Source organism: Sphingomonas sp. M1-B02 (assembly GCF_026167525.1).
GTDB lineage: Bacteria > Pseudomonadota > Alphaproteobacteria > Sphingomonadales > Sphingomonadaceae > Sphingomonas.
Genome location: NZ_CP110679.1, coordinates 1180547 through 1195221, shown reverse-complemented (window position 1 = coordinate 1195221; position 14675 = coordinate 1180547). Strand labels below are relative to the sequence as shown.

The following is a 14675-nucleotide window of genomic DNA, read 5'->3' as shown; positions in this document are numbered from 1 at the left end:
GTCGCTCCACCTCGCGTATATGTACCCAGAAGCGGCCGTAACGCAGCACGATGATCCGTACTTTGCTACTTACCCCGAGCGTATCCCAACTGAAAACTTATTGCCTCCGCGGCGTCGCGGACCAGAGGTCCGATGCGATCCAGCTCCGACTCGTCGACATATTGCATCGCGCCGACGATGCTGATTGCGGCAATGATCGTGCCCAATGCATCTCGTACCGGCGCGGCGACCGCTCGGGTACGGTCGGACGAAGGACTGTCGAAGACGATCAGGCCTTCGGCATGTGCCGCGCGCATCGCCTGCTTCCATCCCGGTGCGCGATGTTCCGGGGCCGCCTTGGCGAACAAGCGCTGCCATTCGTCGTCGGAGTCGTCGAGAAGCAGCGCGCGCCCTAGGCTAGTCTCGGGCAAGCTACTGCGCGCGCCGACTGAGGTGCTCACCCGCACCCGCTGCGTGCCGGGTTCGCAGTGCAAATGCACAGATTCATCATGGAATCGCTCGCCTAGAAAGGATGGCGTGCCGGTCGCCGCGGACAGAATCTTGAGATACGGCCGCGCGACATTGACGAGGTCGAGCTGATCGCGCCCGCGTGCGCCCAATTCGAGCAGCTTCGGCCCGGCCAGGAAGACGCGGTTATGATTGATCGTCAGGAAGCCCTTATCGACGAGGCTCGCCACCAGCCGCCGGGTCGTTGAGAGGCCCAGCCCCGCTTGTCCAGCGAGGTCGTGCACGTTCATAGGCTCGCCGACGACGCGCTCGAGCAGATCAAGCCCCCGCTCAAGCGTTCGTGCGCCGTGCCGGCCTACGTCCAATTCTATGTTCGTCATTTCAATCTTCCCAATACGCAGCCGATCAGGGATTGGGCGTGGTGAATAGCCGATCGTAATCGCGCCAACGATTATTCATCGTGCGCACCTTGTTCTGCAACGCGCGGCGCAGATTGGGGCCGAGCCGCATCGCTGTCTCGTCGCCGGGGAGTGCCGCCTGGTCGAGGATCGGGATGTCCGAACTGGCCAGCAGCTGCTCGAGATTGACCGCCGTGTCGATCTCGCGCCGCGCCAAGTTGACGAGATCGGTTCGCGCCCAATCCGACTGGGTGCCCAGCACGGGGTCCTTCTCGGGGGCAATGCCCAGCCCCTTCACGCGATCGAGCTGCGCCTGATACTGGACCATGTTGTCGGCCGATCGCAGCAGGTAGATCAGCGCCTGGACGCGCTTCTCCATCACCTGCCAATGCGCGCGCGCGGCGGCATCCTGTTGCTTGGCGGCGATATCCTGAATCAGGCTGCGGGCGCGCTCGGCGCGGGGCACGGCCAGCTCCACGGTGCGCTGGAACAGGAAGCGGCCGCCCCAATCGCCATACATGCGCATCGCCTGGATATCGATCAGGTTCGCGGCCTGCTCCTCGCCCTTCGCCTGGAACAGGAAGGGACGATAGTCGGTCTTTTCCGCATCGCTCAGCTCGAGCGGAAAGGGAACCATCGGCCGCGTCATCCAGCGGTTCAGCACATGGCCGAAGCGCAGCAGCCCGCCGAAATTGAGCACGTTGAGATACTGGCGCACGTCGTCGAGCGCGGTCCACGCCTCGATCAATCCGTCGGCGTTCGCCTCGCCGACTTCGCTCACCGCGAACACGCGTAGGGCGCGGATGCGCTCGACGCGGCTGGCCATCGGCAGCGCCGTAGTCGCCTTGAACATGCGATAGTTGAAGTCGACGCTCTGCCGGTCGCCGAGATTAAAACCGCGGCGCGCGCTGTTGCTGGCGGGGATCGGCGCGAAGTCGGGGACCACGAGGCCGATTATCGGATAGAAGGGTGCAGCGGTGCCGCCTCGGGTCTCGCTGGTGTCGAACGCTCGGCCATCGGGGCCTTCCTTGCCGTTGACCGAGAGGCCGCGCGGCAGCTTGCGGACGAGATTCTCTAGGACGTCCGAGCTGAAGGTCGGGATCATCCATTGCCGCGGATCGATCTGGTTGATGTTGATTCGCACTTCGTGCCCACCAGCCTTGGCGGCCAGCTGCAAGTTGATCATGAACGCGCTCACGCGATCGGACAGGCGCGTATCGGCATAATTGCTGTTGCCGTTGGCGCCGGGATAGAGCGCCGGCGTCCAGTCGAACCCCGAGCCGGCATCGGTGGTGACCCACATGAAGGTATCGATCTGGGGGCACAGATCGAGCAGCGCGGTCACCGCACCGCGATACATGCGGGCGATGTCCGGATGATCGACCGTCGGCGAGAAGTAGATTTTCCGCGAGCGCGTGACCTGATCGATCCGCGGTCCACGATATTGGGGATAGGCCTGGAAGAAGGGCTCGGGCAGCACTGCCGGCTCGTTGGCGCTCCACACCGCCTGGAGCCCGTGCCGCGCCAGAACCGCGCAGCGCTGCACGACGACGCGCTGGAGGCGGCGAGTATAGGCCATGTCGACAAAGCGCTTCAGCTCTTCCGGCGGCGCGATCTTGAACAGCGAGATGTGGTAAGCGAACCAGTTCGGATAGGGATCGTCGGCATCGAGCTCATAGGTTGCGATCGGCAGTCCTTCGGTCATCTGCATCTGCGTCGCGCCGAGTTCGCGCTGGAGCACGGCCTTGCGCTCGAATTCCTGCAGGTCCGCCGCGTCCGCCGCCGCCAGCTGCGACGGCGTGGGCGCCGGACGGCCAGCGTTGAGCGACAAGTCGCGTGCGCCTTGGGCGAATGCCTGGGCGCTGGCCATGATCGACATGGCGGCGATGATCGCGAGGCGGCTGGTCGAGCGGCTCCAACGCATTGTTTTCTCCCGGTCTATGGCGTCACCGACCCGCCGTGCGGCACGCAGGTGCCGCACGGACGAAGTCGTCATGTTCTCGAGGATTGAGGGGCGGTTATCGGCTCAGGGATTGGGGACCGTGAACAGGCGATCATAGTCGCGCCAGTGCGCGTTCATCGTCTTCACCTTGCGGCGGAGCACTTGCTGAAGGTCGGGGCCGAGGCGCATCGTATATTCGCCGCGCACGGTGGGTGCCAGATCAAGGATAGGCGCGCTGGTGCTGGCCAACAGCTTGTCCATCGCGATGGCGAAGTCGATCTCGCGTCGCGCCAGGTTCATCATGTCGGCGCGGGCCCAATCGGACTGGACGCCGAGCACGGGGTCCTTTTCCGGCGTGATACCGAGCGCCTTCACGCGATCGAGCTGCGCCTGATAAGCGACCATATTGTCCGCCGAGCGCATAAGCAGGATCAGCGCCTGGACGCGCTTGGCGCTGAGATCCCAATAGGCGCGCGAGTCCCCATCGGTGCGCGACGCGGCGATCTTCTGGAGGATCGAAAGGGCCTTTTCGGCATCGGGCATCGCGGTCTCGATCGTGCGCTGGAACAAAAGCCGCGCGCCCCAGCCCTCGTACATCCGCATCGCCTGGATATCGGCAAGGTTCGATGCCTGCTCCGGGCCCTTCGCCTGGAACAGGAAGGGGTCATAGTCGGCCTTTTCCGCATCGCTGAGCTCCAGCGGGAACGGCACCATCGGCCGTTCGATCCAGCGATTGAGGACGTGGCCGAAGCGCAGCATGCCGCCGAAGTTCAGCACGTCGAGCCGCTCCGCGACGCTGTCGAGCGCCTGCCATGCTTCGACCAATCCGGATGCCTGATCCTCGCCCACTTCGCTTACCGCGAAAGCGCGGATCGCCGCGAGGCGCTGGAGGCGGTCGGCCATCGGCTTGCCGGAGGTCGACTTGAAGAAGCGGTAGTTGAACTGGACGCTCTCTCGCTCTCCAAGGCCAAAGCCACGCCGCGTGCTGTTGCTCGGACGCTCGGGCTCGAAGCTCGGCACCGCCAGCCCGACGACCGGATAGAAAGGGCTGTTGGCCGGACGCTTGACGCCGGTCTCGAACGGCTTGCCGTCAGGGCCTTCTTCGCCGTTGACCGCGAGGCCGGCCGGCAGCTTGCGGACGATATTCTCTTGCACATCGGGCTGGAAGGTGGGGATCATCCACTGGCGCGGCTCGATCTGATTGATGTTCATCCGCACGGTGTGGCCGGAAGCAGCCGCCGCCTGCTGGATGTTGGTCATGAAGCCGACAACGCGGTCGGCGAGCGGCTTGCGCTCGCCCTCGCTCGGCCCGTTGGCGCCGGGGTAGAGCGCGGGGCTCCAGGCGAAGCCCGAGCCGGCATCTGTGGTCACCCAAATGAACGTATCGATCTGCGGGCAGATGCGCAGAAGGCTGGTCACGGTCTCCCGATACATCGCCTTGATGTCGGGGTTGTCGACATCGGCCGAATGGAACACCTTGCGCGAGCGGTTGGCCTGATCGATCCGCGGTCCGCGATATTCGGGATAGGCGTCGAAAAAGGCCTCGGGGAGCACGGTCGGCTCGTTTGCGGTCCACACCGCGCTCAGGTTGTTCTGCGCGAGGATGCGGCACCGCTCGGTGATGAGATGCTGCAGCCGGCGGCTGTGCGTCTTGTCCATGAAGGGCGCCATGACCGCGCTCGGGAAGACCTTGAACAGCGAGATATGATGCGCGAACCAGGCGGGGTAGGGATCTTCCGCGTCGAGCTCGAAATGCGCGAAGGGCAGTTCCTCGGTGATGTTCATCTGGGTCGCGCCCAGGTCGCGCTGGAGCGCAGCCTTCTTGGCGAACCGCTCGATATCGTCGCGATCGGTCGCGGCATCCTCGGCATCCTGTTGCCGAGTGGTCTGCTGCTGTTGCTTGTTCTGCGGCAGGGGTGCCGATGCAGTGGCGACCGTCGCCGTGCCTGCGAGCAGCGCGGTCATCATCAGTGCGCTGAATCTAGTCTTTGCCATTGCTCTCGTCCTTTGCAAGCGCACGCCGTCGAAGGCCGCGCGGAGGGGTTGGCAGCCCCACCCAAGGTGGGGCCGAATATGCGGGAAACCGAAATAGGGGCGCTCAGAACTTGTAGCGCGCGCCCAGAAAGAATTGCCGGCCCGTGGTACTGAAAACCGCCTGGCTCCTGCGGTCTTTGCCGTCCCAGAAGCTCGTCGGCTGGTTGCTCAGGTTGATCGCGTCCAGCGACAGCGTCAGCTCGTCGGTCAGTTTATACGAAATCGACGCATCGACGTTGGTCGTCGAATAAGAACCGGCATAGTCCGCCAGTCCCGAACGCGCCGGCACAACGCGAAGATACTCGTCGCGATAGGCGACCGAGACACGCGCCGAGAGCTTGCTGTCCTCGTAGTAGAGCGTGCCGTTGGCCGAATTGGGCGAGACGTTCACCAGCGGCGCAGTGAAGGTCGGGCTGTTGAGGTTCGACGAGACGACGTAGCTAATGTTCGACTTGATATGCGTGTAATTGAGGATCGCGCCGAAATTCTTGAGGATGCCCGGCAGGAAGGTGAACGGCTGCTGGTACTGGAATTCGAAGCCGTCGATCTTGCCGCCACTGGTATTCTCGAACGTGGTCAGGTTGGTCGGTGTGTTCGGGTCCTGACCAGGCTGGAGGATGTTCGTCGGCAGGCCCGCGGCAGCATAGGTCGTCGTCGTGCCGAGCTGCTGCACGAAGCTATCGATATTTTTGTGGAAGAAGGTCGCCGAGAGCAGCGAGCCAAGCTGGAAATACCATTCGACGCCGAGATCGAGATTGGTCGCGCGATACGGATCGAGATCGGGATTTCCGAGCGTCGCGCTGAATGGCGGGAAGCGCACGTCGATCGCGCCACCCGGAGTCAGCTGGCTGAGCGCGGGCCGTGACATGACACGGGCGGCCGCGGCGCGCACGGTCAGCTTGCTCGACAGATCTAGCGCTGCGTTCGCCGAGGGCAGCCAGTCGTTATAGGTCCGCTCGACGACGCGTAACACGCCGGCACCGACGAAGCCGCGGGCGATCTGGTTGGTGCTGGCGTAGCGAAGGCCAAGATCGCCGCGCAACGTCATGCCGTTGGCGAAATCGAGCTTGAAGTCGGCCTGAACATAGGGGCTGATGTCGCGCTCGGTGACCGACCGATTGTCGCCCTGCGCGCCGGTGCCGACGCTACCGATCCGGAAATCGCCGAACTCGTTGACGCAGTTGCAGCCAACATTGAACGCCGCACTGATCTTCTCGAGATCGGGGACGATGAAGCTGTCCGTCGATCCGGGCAGCAGATTGAGCGAGCCGAGGGTGATCGGATTGGAGCTGACATCGCCGATCGTCAGCCCGGCGGAGGCGAGCGTCGGGATGACGGTGGTGGCGGCGAACCGCTGCTGGCGCTGCGATTCAAACTGGAAGCGCTTAACCGCGACGCCGGCCTTGGCAGTGAACCAGTCGGCCACCTCGTAGCTGGTATCGAGCTTCACATTGTCGAGCCGGCTGGACACGCGGTTCGTGAACAGGCGGATATTGTCGTAGCCGGGCTGGAACTGCCAGTTTCCGGGATTGGTGGCATCGAACCCGTAGTTCATGATCGGGCGGTGCCGATCCTCGCGCGCGTCGTAGGCGAACCCATCGACGTCGAAGCGGCTGAACGTGATCTGGCGCGAATAGGGGTTGTCGTAGACCGAGGACGAATGCCCGAACAGCGCGCGCATCTTGCCGCGCGAGCCGAGCTCCTGCTCGAGGATCAGATCCGCCTGGAAGAATTCGGTGGTCGACTTGTCGAGGCCGGCGGTGACGCTGAAATCGGTGTCGTCGAACAGGCCGTAGACCATCTGCCCGGCCGGGCTGATCTCAACTTCGCGCACCTTCATGTTAGGGCGTCCGGTGAGCTGCGCTGCGGTGAGGCCGGCGGCGGCGGTGCCGTTCGGGCGGTTGAACGAGGTTGGATTGGTCGCGATGTCGGTCCGCTCTTGCTTGAAGCGAGAGTAGGCCGTGTCGATGGTTATCACCGTCCCGTCGAAAGGCTTGAGCTGCAACGTGCCAGTCAGGCCCAGCCGCTCCTGCTCATTCTCGAACCGACCATAGCCCGGATTCTTGGGCACGAAGACGTTGGGCTGGTTGATCGCGTTGTAGGCGGCCGGGGTCGAGCCCGGCACCGCGCCCGGGGCGGCGATACACAAGGGCAGGAAAGAAGCGCTGCCGACCAGCGGATTGACCGGGTTCACGCGGCTGCCGGGGACGATCGGGCAGAAGCCGTTGTTGATGTCGCTGAAATCGGAGCCGCTCGTCGCCGAGAAGGCGTCTTCCTGCACCTTGCGCTTGTTCCAGGCCGCCGACATCAGGATGCCGACCGTGTCGTCGGCGAAGGTCTTGCTGACGAGTCCCACCAGCCGCGGCGAGACATTGTTGTTGATGTCGTAGTAGGCAGCCTGCGCGGAGATCGCGGCCTGGAAGCCGGGATTGTCGAACGGGCGGCCCGTGGTCAGATCAATCGTGGCACCCAGTGAACCCTCGTCTACTTCGGCCGACTGCGTCTTGCGCACGACGATCGAGTTGAACAGCTCGGACGCGAAAACGCTGTAATCGAACGAGCGCCCGCGGTTAATGCCGCCGCCCAACGTTGAGCCTGAGGTGGAGGAGATCGCTTCAAGCCCGTTGAAGCGGGTGCGGCTGAAATCGCCACCCAAGCCGCGGACGGTCACCGAGCGCCCCTCGCCGCCATCGCGCTCGATCGCGATACCAGGAATGCGCTGGAGCGAATCCGCCAAATTGGCGTCGGGGAAGTCGGCGATATCCTGCGCATTGATCGCGTCGACCACGCCCGCCGCCTGCTTCTTGATTGAGATCGCCGAGGCGAGGCTGCCGCGGAAGCCGCTGACGACGATCTCCGCGCTTTCCTCCTCCTGGGGCGCTTCAGCGGCCGCTTCGGGAATGTCCTGCGCGGGGGCAGGCGCCGGGGCCGGACGAGCGACTTCCTGAGAGATGGTGACCCGGCGCGCCTCGCCGAGGATCAGATAGCCACCGCCCGACGTCGCGCGGAAGCTGAGGCCCGAGCCCCGCAGAATCTCGGCAAGTGCCGCGTCGAGATTGCGCTGGCCGTTGACCGGGTTGGCCATCTTGCCGCGCACCAGCTCGGGCGCGAACAGGATCTGCCGTCCGCTTTGGCGCGAGAAAGTGAGGAGCGCGGTGCTCATGTCCTGGCGCGTGATCGAGATGCCGACTGCAGCCTGCGCTTCGGCGCCGAGCGGCACGCTCATCGCCATTCCCAGCGCCATCGTGACTGCGCCATGCAGCAGCCTGCTTTTCGTCTTCATTGCGATCCTCTCCGCGTTTTGCCTTTCTGTCGAAGGCCGTCACGTGTTGAGACGCAGCGATTCCGAAAGTCCGAACCTGCCGGCGGAACTTTTTTCAGCGACGCGAAGAAAGGTGCGCAGTGCCGTCGGCGCTGCGCTCGACGCGCACCGGGAAGCCCAGCTCGAGCATCTCGAGGAACGGCCGCACGTCGCCGATGCGGAACGAGCCGCTGATGCGCATTTGCGCGGCGCGGCTGTCTGCAACAACGATGCGCGAAGATCCGTAGCGGTTCATCTCGGCGACCGCGTTGGCCAGCGTCTCGTCCATGAAGACGAGGCGGCCGGTGGTCCAGCTCGCCAGCGCTTCGGCGCGGCCGGGCATGTGGCGCACCGACACGCCCTTCGCAGTAGCGGTCAGCACGTCGTCGGGGCGCAGCAAGACCGGGGCGGCGCGTGCCGTGCCCGCCGCGGCGACGCTGACCTTGCCTTCGACCAGCGCCACCTGCACCGCGTCGGCCGCGTGCCGGACGTCGAAGACGGTCCCGTGCGCAGTGACGGTCTGCCCGCCCGACGAGACCCGGAAGGGACGCTTGGCGTCCTTGGCCACTTCGAATAGGCCCTGTCCCTGATCGAGTTCGAGACGTCGCTCATTGTCGCTATAGGCGACGCGGACTCGGCTGGCGGTATTGAGCGTCAGGCGCGAGCCGTCGGGCAACGCCACCGTGAGCCGCTTGCCGGGCGCAGTGCGATAGACGAGCGCCTGCTGCGCCGGGGGCGCGATCGGATTGCCGGCAAGCTGCCACAGCGCAAGCGGCGCGACCGCAGCGACGCAGGCCGCGGCAGCCAGCACCCACAACGGGCGGCGACGCGCCGCGAAGCGCGGTTCGTCATGGTCGATCAGGCCGTCACGCAGCGCCTGCAATTCGGGGTGACTGGCGAGCACGGCGATCGTGTCGCGTGCGGCAGCCACGCTGTCCCAAGCCTCTTTGCTCCCGGGCTTGCGCCGCCATGCTGCGAACCGCGCACGCGTGATCGCACCGGGTGCTTCTGCCAGGCGTTCGGACCAGGTCGCTGCCTCGATAAGGCGCGGATCAGTCACGACGCCATTCCCGTAACCGCTCGGCGACATGCGCGAGCGCGCGCGCCTGGTGCTTTTCAGCGGCGCGCGTGGAGATCATCATGACGTCGGCGATATCCGCCATTTTCATTCCCTCGATCATCCGACGCACGAACACGGCTCGCGTACGATCAGGAAGCTCCGCCAGTGCCCGGCGGATCAGATCGGCAGCCTGCTTGCTTTCCAAGACGCGGTCCGGCGCAAAATCCGAACCTTCCATATCCATATCGTCGATCGGATCGGTTGCAGACCAAGCGGCGCCGGTGCGCTCGCGCCGATATCGGTCCTTCAGTACATTCGCAGCAGTAACGAAAATGAAGCTGTCGCGCTGGCGGATGCTGGCGGGATCGTCGAGCGTGCTCAGCCGCAGAAACACTTCCTGGACGAGATCGGGCACGTCCTGTCCCGACGATACGCGGCGAGCGAAATATCGACTTAGCGGCCGGCTGTAGGTGTCGATCAGCGACCGTAACAGGCTTGACCGATCGTAAGTGGCGTCGTCGCTTCGATGGGCGTTGCCGCTCACCGCCGGGGTGCCGTTAGCTGCCGGATAGACCGCCGCACTTATTTCAAGCCTGTCGGTCGGTGCATGCAGTCGTGCATGGCGCTATGCGATTTAGGTTCGAACCGGCTGTGCAAGGCACTAAGGCTGCACCGATCAGCGCTACTGCGGTAGGCGTCATTGCTCAGAATCCCCCCGAACCAAAATACCGCGACCGTACCACTATTTGGTATCTGATGTCGTATAATGCAAATTACGCCTCGCAGAGCGAAAGGTCAATTCAACTTGGGCCTATCCGGCCGTCGCCTAGACAAGTAGCCCTTTGCGTTCTGCTTGGCGTTATGGCCGCACAGACGTGTTCGAGGATGTCATCTTCGTTCGGGGCCACAGGCTCTACGAGACAATATTTCGCGTCTAATCGATGCCGCTATCAATGGCTTCGTCGAGCGATATCTGGCTACATCGTGGCCAGGCCACGACAGGAACGCTGCTCCATTGTTCTCGCCATATCTCACACATGGCGGAGATAGAACGGCCAATAACGCGTTGTTGCATTCGCGCCGCTTGAAAATAGCCGGACTGCTTTCGGCCCAAAAGCGGGCATCGTACCGCCGAGCGGACGGAACGGCTGAAAGTGGGCCGTAAGCGGTCTGGCATCTTTAAACCGAAACTGATCGGAGAGCAGACGCTGACCATCCGAAATGTGATGCAGCGGCACGCACAGGACGCCACACTAATTCCAGCGTTCTAATTGTCGCCTAGTGGCCGCTCGCTCGCGAACGTGTGGCTCGGCGGAACCTTGAAGTTCTTCTCGGCCAGGGGTCGGGCGGGATCGTAGCGTTCGAAATCAGTCAGGACCTCGCTGGCAATGGGTGCGTTCGCGTCGCGCAGGCCCTGGACGACGATCTTTGCGAGTTCGTACGCGCCGTACGGGCCGTGATGCGTGCCATCTTTTTGCGAATAGTCGGCATTGTGTTCGAACAGTGCGTTGGTGCCCTGCGGCCCAAGCGCCTCGTAGAGAATCCGGCTTTTGGCATGCAGGTCGATGAGCAGAGCTCCCGATTCGGCCGCTGCCGCGCGGGCCAATTCGGGAAAGTTGCCCAGCGTGTCCTGAACCTTGCCGCCGATCATCCGGTTGCGGTGCATCGGCGTCACGATCACCAGGGTTGCACCCTTTGCTTTTACGCGGCGGGCCCAATCGACCAGGATCGCCTTATATTTGTCTTCCTTGTCCGGCGCCTTGGCCTTTTGATCGTTATGGCCGAACTGCACGATGAAGGTATCGCCAGGACGGATCAGCGACAGGATCTTCTCGAACCTGCCGGCGCCCGTGGCCGACAAGGTCGATTCGCCGGATTCGCTATGGTTGGCAACTGCCACGGTCGGCTTGAAGAAGCGCGGAAACATCTGCCCCCAGGATGCAAAAGGCTCGCCGGATTGATCGGCCACCGTCGAATCGCCGAGAATATAGATCGTCGGTACGGTGACCGGCTCGACCTTGATTGCGCGAACGGCGGGGGTGCCGGCGAATTCCAACGTGACGCGCTTGTCCCAAGCGCGCGCCTCGGTCTCGACTTCGCGCGGCCTTTTCAGCTTGACGCGGCCTCCGGGAAAATCGGGCGTCCGGACATTGACGATGAAACTGCGCGTGGCAGAGCCGCGGGCCGGGACCCGGACGCGTTCGAGCATCAGCCGACGCAACTCAGCGCGGGCGGTCGTCTCGGATGCGCGATCACCGCCAAACGTCACCGTCACGCGATAATTGCCTTCAGGCACATCGACCGAGAAGAAGAAAGGCTGCCCACCCACACTGTCCTTGCCGATCTGCGGCACGGCTCCCTCGAAGCCATAGCCCGCTTCCGCAGTATAGACCCTGGTGCTCGCCGGGGCGCCGGGGCCGAAGCTGAAGCTCTGGGCGGATGCGGCGGGCGAGCAGGCAATTGCGACTATAGCGGCGAGCGAAGCAATATACGGGGCGAGCATGCCGGAGACGTTAATGCACGATGACGGCCGAACACGCATGAGGCGGCGCACGCCAAAGGAAAATTTCATGCAGTCGCGGCCTTCGGAGAATAGTGGAATCCAGATCGCAGCGCGTGCCCGATACGCAAGCGGACGATTTTTCGGGTGGCTCATCGGCAGAGTTGCTTGACGTCCACGCCCACGCGCAGCGGCGCGATGCTGGATAGGTCGATGTTCCGCGCCTTCGCCGTGCGCTCCATAATGCTGCCGCCGCCGGGCAGGGCCGCGGCTGCGGCATATGCCGGATCCGACTGCGCCTGGGGCAATGTCACATATTTCGCACCGGCGGCGTCGAGCTTGGCCATCACCTCCCGCATCGTCGCAACAGACCAAGCGCCCAGGTGCGTCAGCAGAACCTGGGGGATGACGCGGCCATAAATGCGCTGCGAAACCGCCTTCATGTGCGCAATCCCGTCATCTACCCCCGCCAGATATTGCGCCTTCATCGTCACGATGCTCGCCTGGTCCCCCTTTTCGAGGCATCGGACATAGGCGTCGCTATAGACCCAATCGCCAAAGGCCACGCTCACGTCCGCCAGGCGATAGCCCCGCCCCTCCAGGAACTTGGCGGCGGCGGCTTGCTGTTCGCCTGCTCCCCTCGCGAGATTCGGAAAACGGAAAAAGTGCCAATCCCGGCCGCGCATGCGCCTGGCGACCGCCGGCTCGCCCTTTTCGACATCGGTCTTCCACGCGTCGAAAGACGCCGCCCGACCGATGTTGAGGTGACTGAAACTGTGGTTGCCAAGTGGATATCCTGCCTTGCGCCAGATATCGAGCACCGCCTCGCTGCCCGGTTCGCGGTCGATCCTGGCGGCGTTGACGAACCCGAACGCCCCGGGGACGCGATGCGCCTTCAGGACCGCGACATAGGCCTGGGCAATCGCGGCGCGGCTGATCGTCGCCGGCAGGGGCCCATGCGCGGGCAGGTCGTCGACGGTAATGGCAATCAGGAAGGGGGCTTCGCTGCGGGTCGGCGGCGGCGCGGCAGCGCCGCTCGCGGAACACGCAAGCCCGATCACCACCGGCCACAACAACGTGATCAAGTTGACCCTACGTCCTTCGGGGGACGCACATCGATCAGCCCGCAGCGTCATCGCCGCCGATGAACCCGTCGCCATTCTTGTCGCGCTTCTTGAATTCGGCGTCGCTGGCAATTTTCGCTTCGGCCGCTGAAACCTGGCCATCGCCATTCGTGTCGGGAGCCATGATCTTCGCCACTCGGCTTTCCAGCTTCGGATCTGCCGCAGCGCCACCCTTTTGATAACGGACTACGGCCTCGCCTCGGACTATCGCGCCGTCCTTGTCGGCGTCGGTCTTCTTGAAGATCGCAGCGGAGTCCGCCGCCCATTCGGCGAGGCTCAACTTGCCGTCCTTGTCAACGTCCATCCGCGCCAAGCTGGCCGATATTGATTGGACCTGCGCCGCGGCAGGAACGGTTATCAAGATGGTGATGACAGCCACGCCGATTCTCAAACTGTCTCTCCCGGAAAAGCGATGATGAGTCGCTTGCTCAATAACTAGAATGCAATTCCAACATATGGCAAGACAAATTGGTATTACCAGTTTCGGAAAGCGATGCGCGTTATGCTGATAAAATTAGCCTTGGGCATTGTAGCCTTGGGTCCACCAACGGCGGCTGCGACTACGCAAGATGGTGGCGCTGCGGAAGTTTACGTGCTTGCCGGTCAATCGAACATGTCAGGCCGCGGTTCGCTCGACGAGCTTACGCCTGCTGAGGAAGAGGCAGATCCTGCCATTAGAGTTTATGGCAATGATGGTGTCTGGAAGGAAGGTATCGAGCCGCTCGACGATGCACGAAAGCAGGTTGATGCTGTATCGGCAGACGCTCAGGCTGGCGTCGGGCCAGGGCTTTTCTTTGCGCGTGAGATCCACCGGTTGCGCCGTCGTCCGATAATCGTCATCCCCTGTGCAAAGGGGGGATCGTCGATCGGCAGATGGAAACCTGCGGAAGCGCGAGACACTCTATATGGTTCGTGTCTCGCACGCATCCGGGAGGCTGGGGGACGTGTGTCTGGGATCCTCTGGTATCAGGGCGAGAGCGATGCCGACACACCCGAACGCGCGGGGCGATGGGCGCAAACCTTCACTGCGTTGGTCGCTCAGTTTCGCAAGGACTTAGGACAGGCAAAGCTCCCCATTGCGTTCGTACAGATTGCCGACCCGGCACGAAGCAGAGATCGTGCAGTAAAATATCCGGCTTGGATTCAGCTTCAGAACGCACAGCGAAAGGTCGCGCTTCCGTGCGTCACCATGGTGGCAGCCGCGGGCCTGCCGCTGAACCAGGACGAACTTCACCTGACGACCGAGGCGCATCGCTCGCTTGGAATAAAATTGGCGCGAACCATGGATCAACTCCAAAGGCGCCGATGCGCAGGATAGCAAATGTCAGCTTCCTTTGCTCGGTCTACAAAGGCGCTCGCCGTTTCCCACCTGCTATCAGCCATCTAATCACAAGACCTCGTTTCGGATGTGGTCAGTCTGCTTATAGGGCAATGCCATAGGCACGAGAACGGCGGCAATTCGGCGCTTAGCGGCCGCGTGAGGCCGATATGAATGGGCGTCCGCTTCTGAGGAGCGGAAAGGGCGGCCTGATCGTCCGAGTATGGGTCTCATTGTTACATCAGGTGAGCTAGGGCCGGTACCGACCGGCCCCTAGCTCATTTCTTTTTATCGGGACGCTGCGTGAGGGCCGATCCCGCTGCAGTCTTCGAGTCCTTACCGGTTCGGCCGTCCTTCAGGACCTTCGAAGCGGCTTTGCCGGCCTTCTCACTCGTGTGCTCGTTCTTCGCCATGACTTGGGCTCCAAGCAAACACCATCTTGTGGTGCAACCTCATAAACCATCTATTAGTTGATGGGTTCCCGACTTGTTCTGATGAAAGAGCGGCAGTTTCGAAAGCGGCGAAGGCAGTCTGAAAAAAAACGACTGTGG

General features: G+C 63.1%; 11 protein-coding genes. 1 reads left to right on the top strand and 10 read right to left on the bottom strand.

All coding sequences use genetic code 11. From position 1 onward, the window contains the following. Nucleotides 1–65 precede the first annotated feature (65 nt). The 9 genes from OKW87_RS05685 to OKW87_RS05645 form a co-directional block, all read right to left on the bottom strand. Nucleotides 66–812, bottom strand: a complete 747-nt coding sequence (locus OKW87_RS05685) for an IclR family transcriptional regulator (RefSeq protein WP_265543009.1) — start codon at nucleotides 810–812, stop codon at nucleotides 66–68. A 40-nt stretch (nucleotides 813–852) separates the two neighbouring features. Continuing rightward, nucleotides 853–2769: a hypothetical protein gene (locus OKW87_RS05680; RefSeq protein WP_265543008.1), complete on the bottom strand. Its 1917-nt coding sequence runs from the start codon at nucleotides 2767–2769 to the stop codon at nucleotides 853–855. 102 nt (nucleotides 2770–2871) lie between these two features. After that, nucleotides 2872–4782, bottom strand: a complete 1911-nt coding sequence (locus OKW87_RS05675) for a hypothetical protein (RefSeq protein ID WP_265543007.1) — start codon at nucleotides 4780–4782, stop codon at nucleotides 2872–2874. A 103-nt stretch (nucleotides 4783–4885) separates the two neighbouring features. Then, nucleotides 4886–8104, bottom strand: coding sequence for a TonB-dependent receptor (locus OKW87_RS05670; protein ID WP_265543005.1), 3219 nt, complete (start codon nucleotides 8102–8104; stop codon nucleotides 4886–4888). Between the two features lie 94 nt (nucleotides 8105–8198). Then, a complete protein-coding gene (locus tag OKW87_RS05665) occupies nucleotides 8199–9182 on the bottom strand; it encodes a FecR family protein (protein ID WP_265543003.1) in 984 nt (327 codons plus the stop codon). Further along, a complete protein-coding gene (locus OKW87_RS05660) occupies nucleotides 9175–9726 on the bottom strand; it encodes an RNA polymerase sigma factor (protein WP_265543002.1) in 552 nt (183 codons plus the stop codon). Before OKW87_RS05660 ends, OKW87_RS05665 begins: the two co-directional genes overlap by 8 nt. Nucleotides 9727–10449: 723 nt before the next feature. Further along, nucleotides 10450–11685, bottom strand: coding sequence for a rhamnogalacturonan acetylesterase (locus OKW87_RS05655; protein WP_265543001.1), 1236 nt, complete (start codon nucleotides 11683–11685; stop codon nucleotides 10450–10452). A 149-nt stretch (nucleotides 11686–11834) separates the two neighbouring features. After that, complete coding sequence (locus OKW87_RS05650; RefSeq protein ID WP_265542999.1) at nucleotides 11835–12767, bottom strand: polysaccharide deacetylase family protein; 933 nt, start codon at nucleotides 12765–12767, stop codon at nucleotides 11835–11837. Nucleotides 12768–12801: 34 nt separating this feature from the next. Further along, entirely contained in the window at nucleotides 12802–13185 is a 384-nt protein-coding gene (locus OKW87_RS05645) for an EF-hand domain-containing protein (protein ID WP_265542997.1), read from the bottom strand. A 114-nt stretch (nucleotides 13186–13299) separates the two neighbouring features. Here OKW87_RS05645 and OKW87_RS05640 point away from each other — a divergent pair, with 114 nt between their 5' ends. Further along, the gene (locus OKW87_RS05640; protein WP_265542995.1) at nucleotides 13300–14124 is read left to right on the top strand and encodes a sialate O-acetylesterase; all 825 of its coding nucleotides are present in this window, start codon (nucleotides 13300–13302) and stop codon (nucleotides 14122–14124) included. 278 nt (nucleotides 14125–14402) lie between these two features. Here the strand turns inward: OKW87_RS05640 and OKW87_RS05635 are convergent, their stop codons facing one another. Further along, nucleotides 14403–14537 (bottom strand): hypothetical protein, encoded by a 135-nt coding sequence (locus tag OKW87_RS05635; protein ID WP_265542994.1) that lies wholly within the window; start codon nucleotides 14535–14537, stop codon nucleotides 14403–14405. Nucleotides 14538–14675 lie beyond the last annotated feature (138 nt).

Excerpts from the sequence above, each read along its gene's own strand:
- OKW87_RS05675 (WP_265543007.1), bottom strand. The coding sequence starts at position 4,782 with ATGGCAAAGACTAGATTCAGCGCACTGATGATGACCGCGCTGCTCGCA.
- OKW87_RS05670 (WP_265543005.1), bottom strand. The coding sequence starts at position 8,104 with ATGAAGACGAAAAGCAGGCTGCTGCATGGCGCAGTCACGATGGCGCTG.
- OKW87_RS05640 (WP_265542995.1), top strand. The coding sequence starts at position 13,300 with ATGCGCGTTATGCTGATAAAATTAGCCTTGGGCATTGTAGCCTTGGGT.
- OKW87_RS05655 (WP_265543001.1), bottom strand. The coding sequence starts at position 11,685 with ATGCTCGCCCCGTATATTGCTTCGCTCGCCGCTATAGTCGCAATTGCC.
- OKW87_RS05635 (WP_265542994.1), bottom strand. The coding sequence starts at position 14,537 with ATGGCGAAGAACGAGCACACGAGTGAGAAGGCCGGCAAAGCCGCTTCG.
- OKW87_RS05680 (WP_265543008.1), bottom strand. The coding sequence starts at position 2,769 with ATGCGTTGGAGCCGCTCGACCAGCCGCCTCGCGATCATCGCCGCCATG.